Source organism: Stenomitos rutilans (assembly GCF_059505485.1).
Genome location: NZ_JCACKR010000122.1, coordinates 19,064 through 32,331 on the forward strand (window position 1 = coordinate 19,064; position 13,268 = coordinate 32,331).

Annotated in this window: 10 protein-coding genes; 5 read left to right on the forward strand and 5 right to left on the reverse strand. The window is 51.1% G+C overall.

The genetic code is table 11. The features are described from left to right. Positions 1 to 183: 183 nt before the first annotated feature. Positions 184 to 2,274: a CHASE2 domain-containing protein gene (locus tag AC5JLP_RS26310; protein WP_496070802.1), complete on the forward strand. Its 2,091-nt coding sequence runs from the start codon at positions 184 to 186 to the stop codon at positions 2,272 to 2,274. Between the two features lie 22 nt (positions 2,275 to 2,296). Here the strand turns inward: AC5JLP_RS26310 and AC5JLP_RS26315 are convergent, their stop codons facing one another. Both AC5JLP_RS26315 and AC5JLP_RS26320 read right to left on the reverse strand, forming a co-directional pair. Then, positions 2,297 to 2,950 carry a hypothetical protein gene (locus tag AC5JLP_RS26315; RefSeq protein WP_496070803.1) on the reverse strand — a complete coding sequence of 218 codons (654 nt, stop codon included), beginning with the start codon at positions 2,948 to 2,950 and terminating at the stop codon, positions 2,297 to 2,299. A gap of 215 nt (positions 2,951 to 3,165) precedes the next feature. Beyond that, entirely contained in the window at positions 3,166 to 4,836 is a 1,671-nt protein-coding gene (locus tag AC5JLP_RS26320) for a CocE/NonD family hydrolase (protein ID WP_496070804.1), read from the reverse strand. Positions 4,837 to 4,994: 158 nt separating this feature from the next. Here AC5JLP_RS26320 and AC5JLP_RS26325 point away from each other — a divergent pair, with 158 nt between their 5' ends. After that, the gene (locus tag AC5JLP_RS26325) at positions 4,995 to 6,275 is read left to right on the forward strand and encodes an MFS transporter (protein ID WP_496070805.1); all 1,281 of its coding nucleotides are present in this window, start codon (positions 4,995 to 4,997) and stop codon (positions 6,273 to 6,275) included. 357 nt (positions 6,276 to 6,632) lie between these two features. Here AC5JLP_RS26325 and hisIE read toward each other — a convergent pair whose 3' ends face one another. Then, positions 6,633 to 7,298: a bifunctional phosphoribosyl-AMP cyclohydrolase/phosphoribosyl-ATP diphosphatase HisIE gene (gene hisIE, locus AC5JLP_RS26330; protein WP_496070806.1), complete on the reverse strand. Its 666-nt coding sequence runs from the start codon at positions 7,296 to 7,298 to the stop codon at positions 6,633 to 6,635. Between the two features lie 29 nt (positions 7,299 to 7,327). Between hisIE and AC5JLP_RS26335 the strand changes: the two genes are divergently transcribed. Further along, positions 7,328 to 8,221: a DNA adenine methylase gene (locus AC5JLP_RS26335; RefSeq protein WP_496070807.1), complete on the forward strand. Its 894-nt coding sequence runs from the start codon at positions 7,328 to 7,330 to the stop codon at positions 8,219 to 8,221. Here AC5JLP_RS26335 and AC5JLP_RS26340 read toward each other — a convergent pair. Further along, positions 8,154 to 8,660, reverse strand: coding sequence for a hypothetical protein (locus AC5JLP_RS26340; RefSeq protein WP_496070808.1), 507 nt, complete (start codon positions 8,658 to 8,660; stop codon positions 8,154 to 8,156). The two genes, AC5JLP_RS26335 and AC5JLP_RS26340, sit on opposite strands and share 68 nt — an antisense overlap. 70 nt (positions 8,661 to 8,730) lie before the next feature. Between AC5JLP_RS26340 and AC5JLP_RS26345 the strand changes: the two genes are divergently transcribed. Together AC5JLP_RS26345 and typA are read left to right on the forward strand one after the other, a co-directional pair. Further along, entirely contained in the window at positions 8,731 to 9,573 is an 843-nt protein-coding gene (locus tag AC5JLP_RS26345; protein ID WP_496070809.1) for a Uma2 family endonuclease, read from the forward strand. Positions 9,574 to 9,823: 250 nt separating this feature from the next. After that, positions 9,824 to 11,623 carry a translational GTPase TypA gene (gene typA / locus AC5JLP_RS26350; RefSeq protein WP_496070810.1) on the forward strand — a complete coding sequence of 600 codons (1,800 nt, stop codon included), beginning with the start codon at positions 9,824 to 9,826 and terminating at the stop codon, positions 11,621 to 11,623. A gap of 103 nt (positions 11,624 to 11,726) precedes the next feature. On the opposite strand, the gene AC5JLP_RS26355 is transcribed toward typA, so the two are convergent. Next, positions 11,727 to 12,929 (reverse strand): type IV pilus twitching motility protein PilT, encoded by a 1,203-nt coding sequence (locus tag AC5JLP_RS26355; protein ID WP_496070811.1) that lies wholly within the window; start codon positions 12,927 to 12,929, stop codon positions 11,727 to 11,729. Positions 12,930 to 13,268 lie beyond the last annotated feature (339 nt).

Sequence of the window (13,268 nt, forward strand, 5' to 3'; positions counted from 1 at the left end):
GGATGGCTGATCGCTCTAGACAGCACATGTTTGCTTATTGGCTTTTTCGAGATGGCGCAATTTAACTGAAAAAACGTCATGCAGCAACGTGGAATCATCTCTGGTTGGGTGTACCTCAAGCAGAGTGTTCTTAAAACAAGTAGGGTACTCCTGACGGCGTCGGGTGTCGCAAGCTGTGTCATCATGCTACGACTTGCTGGCGTGTGGCAACCGTCAGAGCTAGGCAGCCTGGATCTGCTGTTTAATCTGCGTCCGATCGAGCCGATCGATCGCCGTGTGGTGGTGATTGGCATTGATGAAGCTGACCTTCGCCGCGTGGGCAAGTGGCCGATTCCCGATCGGGTCATGGGGCGACTGCTGACAAAGCTCCAGTCTTACCAACCGCGTGTAATTGGCTTAGATATCTACCGAGATTTGCCTGTTGAGCCGGGTCATGCTGAACTTCTGCGCCTTTATCGCACCTTTCCTAACCTGGTTGGGATTGAGCAAATTAAGGATCAGACGAATGTGGGCATTCCAGCACCGTCAGTGCTGGCCGAACGGGAGCAAATAGGCTTTAACAATCTGGTCTCTGATGTTGACGGTAAAGTCCGTCGTAGCTTGCTCTACTGGCATGTCGATGGGAAGACCCATCAAAGCTTTGCGCTGACGATCGCCCTTGCCTACCTGAAGCGTGAAGGAATCACCCCTCAAGCCTCCACCCGTGATTCCCGCTACTTGCAGCTTGGCAAAGCATCCTTTCGCCAGTTTGAGCCAAACGATGGGGCGTATGTTCGTGCGGATGATGGTGGCTATCAAATCCTGGCGAACTTACGGGGTGGAACGGGAACGTTTGCAACCGTCTCGTTAACAGACTTCTTAGCTGGGCGAGTGCAGCCTGAGTTGCTACGCGATCGCATTGTCATCATCGGGTCTACTGCCATTAGCCTGCGAGATTTTTTTCAAACGTCTTATAGCAACAGCTTGCTGGGTTCCTCGCCCCAACCGATCACAGGGGTTGAACTACAGGCTAATTTTGTCAGCCAGATCCTTAGTGAAGCATTGCAAGGGCGTGTAGCGCTTAATGTCTGGTCAGAGCCTTTAGAGTGGCTATGGATTCTGTTTTGGGCCTGGGTTGGTGCCAGGGTCTGTTGGTCGTTACGCTCGCCTCCACAGGCTGCTTTCACGCTTTTATTGGCGAGCATTAGTTTGAGTGGTCTGTGCGCACTCGCCTTTCTGCTGGGCTGGTGGCTCCCCCTGGTGCCATCGATGGCTGCTATGGGGGGAGCGGCGATCGTGATCCTGGCTCACATTGCTCATTTGCAAGAAGAACTGAAGCGCTCCAAGGAATTTCTCAGCACCATCATCAACACCATTCCCGATCCAGTCTTTGTGAAAGACAAGCAGCATCGCTGGGTTGTGCTCAATCAAGCGTATGCAAGATTTCTCGACTGTCCTCTGGATGACCTCCTGGAGAAGTCTGACGCAGATGTGTTTTCGCCCGCTGAGGCCGAAATCTTTCGCCAGCAAGATCAACTCGTGTTTCGCAGCGAACAAGAACAGGAACACGAGGAGAATTTTACGGACAAACGTGGGGTGACGCACCAGATCGCTACGAAGCGATCGCTCCACAAAGATGCAGCAGGTAATGTGTTTCTCGTTGGCGTGATCCGCGACATCACCGAACGCAAACGCGCTGAAGAAGAACTGAAACGCGCGGCGGCTGAACTGATGCGATCAAACGCTGAGCTAGAGCAATCTGCCAGTCAACTACGCCACCTGGCTAATCACGATGTTTTGACGGGGTTGCCCAATCGCAAACTGTTTTATGAGCGCCTGGGTCAGTCGATCGATTGGGCAAAGGATAACAAACAGGCTGTAGGCCTGCTGTTCCTCGATTTGGATGGGTTTAAGCTCATCAACGATACGCAGGGGCATGATGTGGGTGATTTGCTGCTCAAGGCTGCCGCCAAGCGCTTAACGGGCTGTTTGCGTAGCAGTGATACGGTTTCACGCTTAGGTGGCGATGAGTTTACCGTCATTTTGCCAGCCATTCCCAGCAGCGAAGATGCAGCGCGAGTAGCCGAGAAGATTCTCACCACGCTTGCTAGCCCGTTTCAGATTGAGCAGCACACGATCTTTGTCTCGGCAAGTATTGGTATCAGTCTTTATCCCCAAAACGGTGAGACAGTGAATGCACTGACCAAAGCAGCAGATGGTGCGATGTACTCAGCGAAGGAATTAGGCAAAAACCGCTGTGAATTTGCATCTCTCGACGCGACTGCTCAAGATTAAGCAACGATCGCCAAGATTGCCGTTAAGGTTGCGCCTTTTCTAGCGATTGGAGTGAGTTTGAGGACGGGATGTAGTGAGGCAACACGATCGACCCCCCCCACAGCAAAATGACTCCGACCAAAAGACCTGTGAGCCAGCGCACCTGATGCTGTAACTGCTGAATCTGGCGATCGCGTTCTACAAGCTGTTCCGGTTCGACAAGACGGGCAGATGCAACAGGTTGAGCTGCAACAGGTTGAGCAGACGCTGCACGCTCAACAGGGTCTAACGAGGGTGTGAGTGACGGCGTTGCCTGAGCTTCAAGCACCTTGGTCGCCGTTACAGCAGGTTGGGCATCGGGGGTATTGAAGCGAACTTTGCGATACAGCCAGTTTGTAATCAGGCGCGAGCAGTTTTTGTTGAGCCAGCGTTGTGCAAACACTTTGAAGGCAGGTTTCGACATGACCGCGATCGCTTTAGTGAGCTGATTGAGCGGCTGCGATCGAACCTTTTGGTTAATGAGGTTGACTGAACCGACATCATAGAGGCGATCCAGAATGAATTTAACCGTAACGGCTTCTTGCCTCAGCAAATGGTCTAGTAGAAGGCGCACGTCTTGCATGCGTTCGGCTTCCCGTTGAGCTTCTGCGACTAGTTTCGACTTTGCTGTTCGTCCTGAGAGTGCCAGTTTCGCCATCACAAATTAAGTTAAATCCGTGAGTACATTTAACCAGTATGTTACCTGTGTATTTTCAGCATGGCAGAGATTGTGCCTATTTTGCTTCTGTCCAAAGCAGAATATCTGGTAAAAGGCACAGGGAGTGGGGAGTAGGGAGTGAGGAGTGGGAAGAGTTTTGAGTTACCTCCTCTGCCTCCCCTGCCTCCCCTGCTTCCCCTGCCTTGAATCACCCACTACTCCATCACGGGCAACAAAATGTGGGAGCCCCCACTCGCGATCGTTACGGTAATAATCTGCTGGTCGATCAAACGTGTTTTATCCGCCGACATCCCTGTTCCAGCATTGACGGGATAGGCAGGAAAGCAAGCTGCACTCAGGCTCAGGCGCAGTGCGTTGCCTTTGGTCAAACAAATGCAAGTGGGTTGAAGCTGTACCTGTACAGGATCGGTTGCTTGTCCTGGGTTTATACGAAGATACCCTTGGGTGAAATTGTGGATAGTGCCATTAGGTTTCACTTCAGATAAAATAGCGCAGAGGTCAAAACTAGGCGTGTCCGCAGTGCAGGCGATCGACACCGCAACATCACCGACCAGATGCAAGTTTTCTGTTAGTGGCTCGGAGGTGTAGGTGAGAATATCAGTACGACAATCAAGGCTGGAACGTTCTTGAGGGCCAGAAGGAACAGAAGCATGACCACCATGTGCGGGAACGGGTCGCCAGGGATCGTGGACAATGGCATCAAAGGTTTGAGTAGCACTTCGTGCCGCTATGCTAGAAAGTTTTGAGTTTTGAGTTAAATCCTGCTGAGAGACAAGGGTACCTTCACGATCGCTGATGCTGGCGAGTCCGTTACTGGCGAGGTAGCAAGGCGTTGGGTTGGGCGTAGGCCATTGGGCAAAAGTGCGCCAGCGATTGCTGCCCATTTCAAAGAGGGCGATCGCAGGTTCCTCCAACAACCCGGTGTCAATGCCTTTGAGAAACTGATCAAACCAGCGGATTTGTAGGCGATCGCAGGGACTGGCGGCTTCTGTGCCAAAGTCGATCGCGCCCACCTTCCGCCCCCAGGGTAAATGTGCCCAGGGGCCTACCATCAATTGCTGACGATGGGCACTTCGGACTGCTATCTCCTGATAAAGATGCATTGTCCCCCGCAAAAACGTGTCAAACCAGCCGCCAATATGCAGCATGGGTAAATCCACATCATGCAGGTAAGATTTAGGCGACAAATGTTTCCAATACGCATCTGGTGCAGAATGCTCCAACCACTCGTAGTAAAAGGAACCGGGATTTAGCGTTTTGAGGGCAACCGAATCGACTGGTACAAACTCAGAGAAGGTCAGATTCTTAGCAGCGGTGGTCAGCGTTTGATGGGCTGCAACATCGCCTTCTAACCGAGCCGTTTCAGCCGCGATTTGCAGTGCCCAACCTAAATTGGCTTGTAAGCAAAAGGCTCCACCCTCATAGGCCCAATCGGTAAAGAGGTCATACGCCATCATGGCAGGGCAGATCGTTTTCAGTGCTGGTGGCTTGGCGATCGCGGCATAGAGTTGCGTCATGCCCTGATACGAAAAGCCATACATCCCAACCTGCCCCGTACTGCCAGGAAGATCGGCTGCCCAGTTGACCGTATCTTCGCCATCGTCGCTTTCATGGGCAAAGAGCTTGAATGTACCTTCTGAAGTGCCACGTCCACGCACATCTTGAATCACGACGATATACCCGTGAGCGGCATACCAGGTGGGATGGGCATACGCAACTGTTGATGCGATCGACCTTCCATAGGGCTGACGCATCAACAAGACGGGAAACGCCCCCTCTGCTTCAGGACGATAGATGTCCGCATCTAACCGCACGCGATCGCGGGTCAGCATTGATGCAGATTCTTTAGGGCGGAGCTTCAACATTGGAAGTGGTTTAGCTGTAGAGATCGACTAGTTGCTACAGTACCGCGCTCGTTGCTTTAAAACCGTGAGATGCAAGCAGCATTTGCGGAAAATTGGTTTTTAGACAGGGAACTCAGGCAAACTGAAGGTTTAACGTGCATTGTCTAAGGTGCAGCTTCATGCCTTCCCGCAAGTCTCGCTTGTTCTCGTGGCTACCTGATCTGAATTATCAAGTGTGGGTGCTTGCAGCCGGACGGCTGCTCTCTCAAACAGGTTCAGGGTTTACGCTTTTTTATGCCCCAATCTTTTTTGTGAATCAGGTTGGCTTGTCAGCCACGCAAGTCGGCCTGGGTTTGGGCAGTGCAGCCATTTCGGGTGTTGTCGGTCGCTTGTTGGGTGGCTCGTTTGCTGATTCACAGTTTTGGGGACGACGACGGACGCTGCTGCTATCGGCGATCGTCTCGGCGATAGCATCCTTAATCCTTGCCATTTCTCACAATTTTCTTGTGTTCGTAGCGGGCAATTTGATGATGGGCCTGAGCATTGGACTGTATTGGCCTGCCAATGAAGCGATGGTGGCTGATCTAACGACATCGGCCCAACGGAATGAAGCCTTTGCCTTAACGCGCCTTTGTGACAGCCTTGGATTAGGGCTGGGGGTTGTTCTGGGTGGGTTGCTGGTAGGTACGGGTGCCTATCGGGCGCTCTTTGTGGTGGATGCTGTTTCGTTTTTGGTGCTGTTTGCCGTCGTTTACTGGGCGATCGCCGAATCGAATCAATCTACTGTGAGCCACAAAGCGGTGAGTGGTTGGCAACAAGCGTTGCGCGATCGACGCTTACTCACCTATGTGGTTGCCAATGTCCTGTTCACGACGTATCTGGTGCAGATCAACAGCACCATGCCGCTGTACTTTACAAATTTTTTGGCTAACTTGCCAAAAGGCTTCTCGCCACCCACACTGAGCGCTCTATTTACCTGGCATATGGTGGTATCCGTCCTCTGTCAATTGCCAGCCGCACGACTGCTTAATCGCTTTAGCCGCGCCTGGGGGTTAATCCTTTCTGCTGCCCTGTGGGGCGTCGGCTTTCTGCTGGTCTGGGTGACAGGCGTTGTCTCGTCAAGTCATTTACTTTGGGCGATTTTGGCGTTGGGCGTTTTGGCACTAGCAACCGTTACCTATATGCCATCAGCCTCATCTATTACCGTTGAAATGGCTCCAGAGTCGTTGCGGGGCGTGTATTTGGCAGTCAATTCGCAGTGTTGGGCGATCGGCTCGTTTATTGGCCCACCATTGGGCGGTTGGGCGCTGGATCAGTCTGTATCTGTGGCTCACGGCTTGTGGCTTGGACTGGCGCTGAGCGTGACGATCGCCATGCTAATTCTGCAACGGCTCGATCGCATGATAAAGCGACATCCACCACAAGCTTCACTGCTCTTGTCTAAGAAATCAATGCGTTAACCTTCAGCAGCGTTGCACAGCACAATTAAGCGCCATGCCCATCGCTACGATGGCGTTGAAACTCCGCAATCAAGCGCTCAAATTCTGCTGATGAATCGTAGCCACTTGTAAGAGTGCTACAACAGACGATCGCAAGTCTGTTGTAGACGTGCGTAATTCTGCCATCACTGGAATTTGTCTAGTCAGTTGCGACTGGGTTTCTTCTTGCCGCTGCCGTAGTTCATCAAGCTGTTGTTGGCTTGTCTCTTGCCGCTGCCGTAGCTGGTCGAGAGCAAGTTCAATGCGGTCTAATCGATCGCCTCATAGCAACCTGAGAACTCACTTCATTTTAACTGCTTGTCTTCGTCTACAACCTTCTCACCGTCGTCGTTCTTGTAGCTTGCGATAGACCGCTTTCAGGTCAACGTTGTGATGTGCCAAGGCTACAAGGGTATGATAGAACAGGTCAGCCACTTCACCCACGATCGCGTCTGGGTCGTCATCCTTGCACGCCATCACCACTTCAGCGGTTTCTTCCCCTATTTTTTTGAGAATTTTGTTGTCGCCATCTGCCAGCAGCTTGGACGTGTAAGAGCTTTCGGAGGGATGATCCCGGCGATCGCAGATCACCTCAAACACCTGTGACAGCATATCCGCTGGTGGTGGCGTTACCGAACCGTTAACGCGATGAAAGCAACTCCGCTCTCCGGTGTGGCAAGCGATCTCGCCCATCTGCTCGACTCCAATCAACAACGCATCGCTATCGCAGTCGTAGCGGACGGAGTGGACTCTCTGGAGATGTCCTGATGTCGCGCCCTTGTGCCAGAGTTTCTGACGCGATCGACTCCAAAACCACGTTTCGCCTGTATCCAGCGTTTTTTGCAGTGAGTCCTGGTTCATCCACGCCATCATTAACACGGTGCCATCTAGGTAATCCTGTACAATGGCCGGAACCAACCCGCGATCGTCGTAACGGATCACTTCTACCGGAATCGCGTGCTGTAAAGCCATTGTCCCAAACGCTCCTAAAGTCGGTGTCTTCATCTTACCGACTGTCGGACGCTTTCCCCATTATGCATGTCAAAGTTCCGCCGATCAAATGTCAGGGCATTAAAACGAAGCTTGTTCCGTTTATTTTGAGTCACATTCAATGGACTGAGCAAGAACACGCTCGTTGGATTGAACCCTTTTTAGGATCGGGCGTTGTAGTGTTTAATCTGGCACCGAAACGCGCCCTTTTAACCGATACCAATCAGCATATTATTGCCTTTTATCAAAGCATTCAGAAAGGTGGAATTAATCGCTCGATCGTCAGTAATTTTTTGAAGGAACAGGGCGATCGACTGCTCAAGAATGGAGCTGATCATTATTATGAAGTGCGCGATCGCTTTAACCAATTCTCTTCCCCTCTAGATTTTCTGTTTCTTAATCGTGCCTGCTTCAATGGGCTTATGCGATTCAACAGTAAAGGTGGCTTTAATGTCCCTTTTTGTCATAAGCCTCAACGCTTTGCCCAAAGCTACATCACCAAAATCGCGAATCAGGTTGATTGGGTTGCCAAGCAAATGGCAGGCAACGATTGGGAATTTCGAGTTGCAAATTGGCAAGAAACGCTAATCAAAGCGCAACCAGATGATTTCGTCTATCTTGATCCGCCCTACATTGGTCGCCACACCGATTACTACAATGCCTGGAATTTGGCAGAAGCAGAAAGATTAGCGACTGTCACAAAACAACTTCCCTGTGGTTTTGCCGTGTCCATGTGGCTCGAAAACCAGCATCGCCAAAACAGCCATATTCAAGCATGTTGGTCAGATTTAGAAATGCACATCTGTCAACATTTCTATCATGTTGGATCGAGAGAAGCATTGCGTGGAGCGATCGAAGAAGCACTCTTAATTAAACCTGGCTTTTCCGCAAACCTTGATACAATACCCAGCCGATCATTTGCCAAACTGTGCCAATAATCAAGCCAACAAAGCAGCAGAATAAAACAAACGATAATGCAAAGATTGTATTTTCATCTGTCCCCGCACCGATGACTAGAGAGCCTGTTGCAGCTCCAGTGAAGATGCCGCTAAGAGAGTTTAGAAAGATCTCCAAACCAACTAGCACTCCCTTGTAAAGAGAGCGTTTTGTGATGGTAGCGAGCGTGCCAATCGTCAGTCCGATTATGGCAGAAGCCGTTCCAAAGAACTTCAAGGTTTTCCAAGAGGAAATTAATAGTATTAAAACTAGACCCTCTATAGAAGCACTTTGGGTTACCGACCACCAGCAAAGAAGCAGACTCACTGCCAACAGTCCTAACGGCAACCCAACTCTCCAAATGCGCCAAAAAAGGGTGCCGTTTCTTGTTCGCATACCGTGAATAGGTTTGTCTTTATGCATTCCTGGCTTGCGTATCACGTTTTCTCACTCCGCACCTCCAATCTATCCCAGCTAAAATTGAAGTATTCCCGTTGCGCTTGGTCAGGCTATGGTTCCAACTCCAAGTTCGCCCGCTGCACAAACGCCAGTTGTACAGACGCCTGTTGGTAAGACCGCCCCGCCTCTGGTCATTACCTGGGAACCTTTGCCTGACGATGTACCCTTAGACGACGAACCCGTGGAGAATACTGGTCAACCTCTCCTTGCGGGTGCACTCCGCGAATCTTTGGAACTGGTTGGCTTTATTCAACCAGAGATGCTGATTGCTTCTAATTTTGGACTCTGCGCCACTGTTAATGATGAGTTAATCATCAAAGCGCCCGATTGGGTGTACGTGCCGTCTGTGCAAACGCCAGCAGTCGATCGCAGAAGCTACACGCCCACACTGCAAGGCGACGTACCCCTTGTTGTGATGGAGTTTTTGTCTCACAAAGAGGGTGGCGAATATTCGGTGAAACGCACCTTTCCACCCGGTAAATGGTTTTTCTACGAGCAGATTCTAAAAATTCCGGTTTATGTAATCTTTGAGCCAGCGGGTGGCTTGCTGGAAGTGTATCAGTTAATAGAAGAACGGTACGAGTTGCAAACCCCAACGACAGAAAACCGCTTTTGGCTGGCAGATATGGGGCTGTTTCTGGGTATTTGGCAAGGGACAAAGGAAGAACGCATCGGCTACTGGCTACGCTGGTGGGATGAAACCGGAAACCTTCTACCTTGGGCAGTGGAGCAAGTGGAGCAAGAACGCCAAAGAGCTGAACAGGAAAGCCAAAGAGCTGAGCAAGAACGCCAAAGAGCTGAACAGGAAAGCCAAAGAGCTGAGCAAGAACGCCAACGGGCGGAAAAATTGGCGGAGTATTTGCGATCGCAGGGGATCAACCCAGAGGCGCTTTAAAAACAGCGTTCACAGACCTCTTTCTTAAACTTCTTTGCCTTGCTACCAGCTAAGATAGAATTGTTAAGGCTTCTTTACCAGAAGATACAGAAATTTTTTGGGAAAACTTTCTGAAGAATCAGTAGCTTACACCTTCAGGCAGTCCTTGCTGGACTGTGGATAGTCTTAGCGTCTCTATCCCATTTTTACGGCTCGTCTAGAGTCTTTTGCCCACTCTCCCTTTCCCATTCCAATCTCACCGGAACCCGTTATGACTCTTCCTATTCGCAACGTTGCGATTATTGCTCACGTTGACCACGGCAAAACCACCCTTGTGGATGCTCTGTTAAAGCAGGCAGGTACCTTCCGTGAAGGAGAAGAGGTTCCAGACTGCGTGATGGACTCCAACGATCTGGAGCGGGAGCGGGGTATCACCATCCTCTCGAAGAACACAGCGGTACGCTACAAAGATACGCTGATCAATATTGTGGATACACCTGGACACGCAGACTTCGGTGGTGAAGTTGAACGAGTGCTGGGCATGGTGGATGGCTGCTTGCTGATTGTGGATGCCAATGAAGGCCCCATGCCTCAGACACGCTTTGTGCTGAAGAAAGCGTTAGAGAAAGGCTTGCGCCCGATCGTGCTGGTAAACAAGATCGATCGAGAACGAGCCAATCCCCACACTGCCGTGGATAAAGTGCTGGATCTCTTCCTGGAACTCGGTGCCGACGATGATCAGTGCGAGTTCCCCTATCTGTTCGCGTCTGGTATGGCAGGCTTTGCCAAAGAAAAGCTTGAAGACGAGTCGGTGGATATGAAGCCGCTGTTTGATGCGTTCTTGCGTCATGTTCCACCCCCCGTTGGTGATTCCGAAAAGCCGTTGCAGTTACAGGTCACGACACTCGACTATTCCGATTACCTCGGTCGGATTGTCATCGGCAAAATTCACAACGGCACCATTCGTGCAGGTCAGCAAGCCGCGCTCATTACCGAGAGCGGTGCGATCGTCAAAACCAAAGTCACAAAGCTCATGGGCTTTGAGGGGCTAAAGCGCATCGACATCGAATCCGCGTCCGCAGGAAACCTGGTGGCAGTCGCAGGTTTCGCTAGTGCCAACATTGGCGAAACGATTACCGACCCTAACGATCCCCAAGCGCTACCGTTGATTAAAGTAGATGAACCTACTTTGCAGATGACCTTCCAGGTAAATGATTCACCGTTTGCAGGACAGGAAGGCAAGCTGGTTACCTCTCGTCAAGTGCGCGATCGCCTCTTCCGCGAACTGGAAACGAACGTCGCCCTGCGCGTCGAAGAAACCGACTCGCCCGATAAGTTCCTCGTCTCAGGACGGGGTGAACTTCATCTGGGCATTTTGATCGAAACCATGCGTCGAGAAGGCTACGAGTTTCAGGTGTCGCAGCCACAGGTCATCTACCGCGAAGTCAACGGACAGCCCTGCGAACCGTTTGAAACGCTGGTCTTAGATGTCCCCGAAGAAGCCGTTGGTAGCTGTATTGAGCGGCTGGGTCAGCGCAAAGGCGAAATGCAGGATATGCAGGTTGGCGTAGCTGGTCGAACGCAGTTGGAATTTGTGGTTCCCGCACGTGGTTTGATTGGCTTCCGGGGCGAATTTATGCGTCTGACTCGTGGGGCTGGCATCATGAACCACAGCTTCCTGGAATACCGCACCATTAGCGGCGAGATCGAAATGCGCCGTAATGGTGTACTGATCTCCTTCGAGGAAGGGGTGGCTACGTATTATGCCATGCAAAATGCCGAAGACCGGGGTGTCTTCTTTATCACCCCTGGCACGCGCGTTTATAAAGGCATGATTGTGGGCGAACACAACCGTGGACAGGATCTAGAACTCAACATCTGTAAGAGCAAGCAGTTGACCAACCATCGCGCCTCTGGCGGTGAAGAGCTAGTGCAACTGCAAGCCCCGGTTGACATGAGCCTGGAACGCGCTCTGGAATACATCGGTTCTGATGAACTGCTCGAAATCACACCGCAGTCCATTCGCTTACGGAAGGTCGATAAAGCGAAGAAAATGGCAGGGAGAAAGTAGGGGCAAGGCAATGCCTTGCCCCTACTCCTACCAAGATCTAACAAAAACCAAAAAGCTCAGGGGTACATCCTCCTGAGCCTTTTGGTTGAAGCATTACTATTGCTTAAGCATGGTTAAATTCACGGTTGGACGATCGCGCTGGGTCAAAGCCCTCATTCCGCACTCTCCGACGCAGATCCCCAGCATCGGGAGAGGCTCTCACGGCATCATCTGGGCTAATCTTGCCGAGCAGCACCAGATCACATAACGCCTGGTTCATCACCTGCATACCCTGATTGGTATCCGTTTCCATAAGCTGGAAGGCTTCTGTTTCTTGCCCTTTCAGCAGGTAATCCTGCATCGCGGGGGTGTTGATTAGAATTTCGTGAACAGCCGTGCGTCGTCCGTCTGTGGTGGGGATCAACTGCTGTGCGACGATCGACACCAGTGATTCTGTAATCTGTACCCGCATGGCTGGCTGTTCATCTGGGTTGTAAATGTTAAGCAAGCGGTTAAGGGTGTTAATCGCACTGCGAGTGTGCAAGGTTCCTAACACTAAATGCCCTGTTTGAGCGGCTTTGAGCGCTGTATCGACCGTTGTCCGATCGCGCATCTCCCCAATCAGGATGACATCTGGATCTTCCCGCAGCACGGCTCGTAACGCCTGGTGAAATTCATGGGTATGTAACCCGACTTCCCGTTGGCTGATCAAACACTTTTGGGAGGGATGGACATACTCAATAGGGTCTTCGATCGTTACCACATGTCGTGTCATGCTTTCATTAAGCTGCCGCAACATGGCTGCCAGCGTCGTTGATTTACCAGAGCCTGTTGGGCCGGTAATCAGAATTAAACCCTGTGGTTGACTGACTAAATGCTTGAGAACTTCGGGTAACCCCAAGCCATTAATCGACGGCACTTCTAGCGAGATGAGTCGGAGCACGATCGCGCCGCCCGTCAAGGTCTCAAAACAGTTCACCCGGCAACGCAAAAAGCCTGGATAGAAAATGGCTGTATCCAGTTCTTTATGCTGCTCAAATTCCTCTCGCTGTTTGGGTGAAAGAATTTCCGCCAGGTACTGCTCAAACAGGTCAGGCGTCACTTTGAGCTGATCGCGTGGCTGTACCATTTGCCCACGAATGCGAAATCTTGGCAACTCGCCAATCCGAATATGAATGTCAGAAGCCTGTCTGGCGTGAGCATCACGAACCATTTGCTCAATGGAGCTAGTCTCCTTTTGCCGACCCTGCGCAGCCATTGAAAGAGGCGGTGGAGGCGGTGCATTGAGTGGTTGATCTTGAGGGCGAGGTGCGGGTGAGCCGGACATTGGTATCTCTCTGGTAGGTCTTTCGTTATGCAGAGCCATCACATTGGCACAATGTAGTTCAACGAGGAAAGCCTGGGTAAACTAGCCTGAGCGGCTAGGCAACCTTGCTGCTATTGGCTAAGCTGCTATTGGCTAAGAACTTAACTGGCACGCCTGACAAATATCCACTTATTGTATCGAGTAAACTTGCAGCGATCGTCTTTTTAGCGCTTCTGTTGCGAAGTTGAATAATTCACTCTAGCCTAACGACGATTGCAAACATTAAAGCAGCCACAATAATCTTTATTTGGTAGTGCGTCAAAGAATGGTGGGTCGAGTAAAGTAGGGAGACCGCTACTT

Bases quoted from the DNA above. Each gene is read 5' to 3' on its own strand.
- AC5JLP_RS26310 (WP_496070802.1), top strand. From the start codon at position 184: ATGCTACGACTTGCTGGCGTGTGGCAACCGTCAGAGCTAGGCAGCCTG.
- AC5JLP_RS26315 (WP_496070803.1), bottom strand. From the start codon at position 2,950: ATGGCGAAACTGGCACTCTCAGGACGAACAGCAAAGTCGAAACTAGTC.
- AC5JLP_RS26320 (WP_496070804.1), bottom strand. From the start codon at position 4,836: ATGTTGAAGCTCCGCCCTAAAGAATCTGCATCAATGCTGACCCGCGAT.
- AC5JLP_RS26325 (WP_496070805.1), top strand. From the start codon at position 4,995: ATGCCTTCCCGCAAGTCTCGCTTGTTCTCGTGGCTACCTGATCTGAAT.
- hisIE (WP_496070806.1), bottom strand. From the start codon at position 7,298: ATGAAGACACCGACTTTAGGAGCGTTTGGGACAATGGCTTTACAGCAC.
- AC5JLP_RS26335 (WP_496070807.1), top strand. From the start codon at position 7,328: ATGCATGTCAAAGTTCCGCCGATCAAATGTCAGGGCATTAAAACGAAG.
- AC5JLP_RS26345 (WP_496070809.1), top strand. From the start codon at position 8,731: ATGGTTCCAACTCCAAGTTCGCCCGCTGCACAAACGCCAGTTGTACAG.
- typA (WP_496070810.1), top strand. From the start codon at position 9,824: ATGACTCTTCCTATTCGCAACGTTGCGATTATTGCTCACGTTGACCAC.
- AC5JLP_RS26355 (WP_496070811.1), bottom strand. From the start codon at position 12,929: ATGTCCGGCTCACCCGCACCTCGCCCTCAAGATCAACCACTCAATGCA.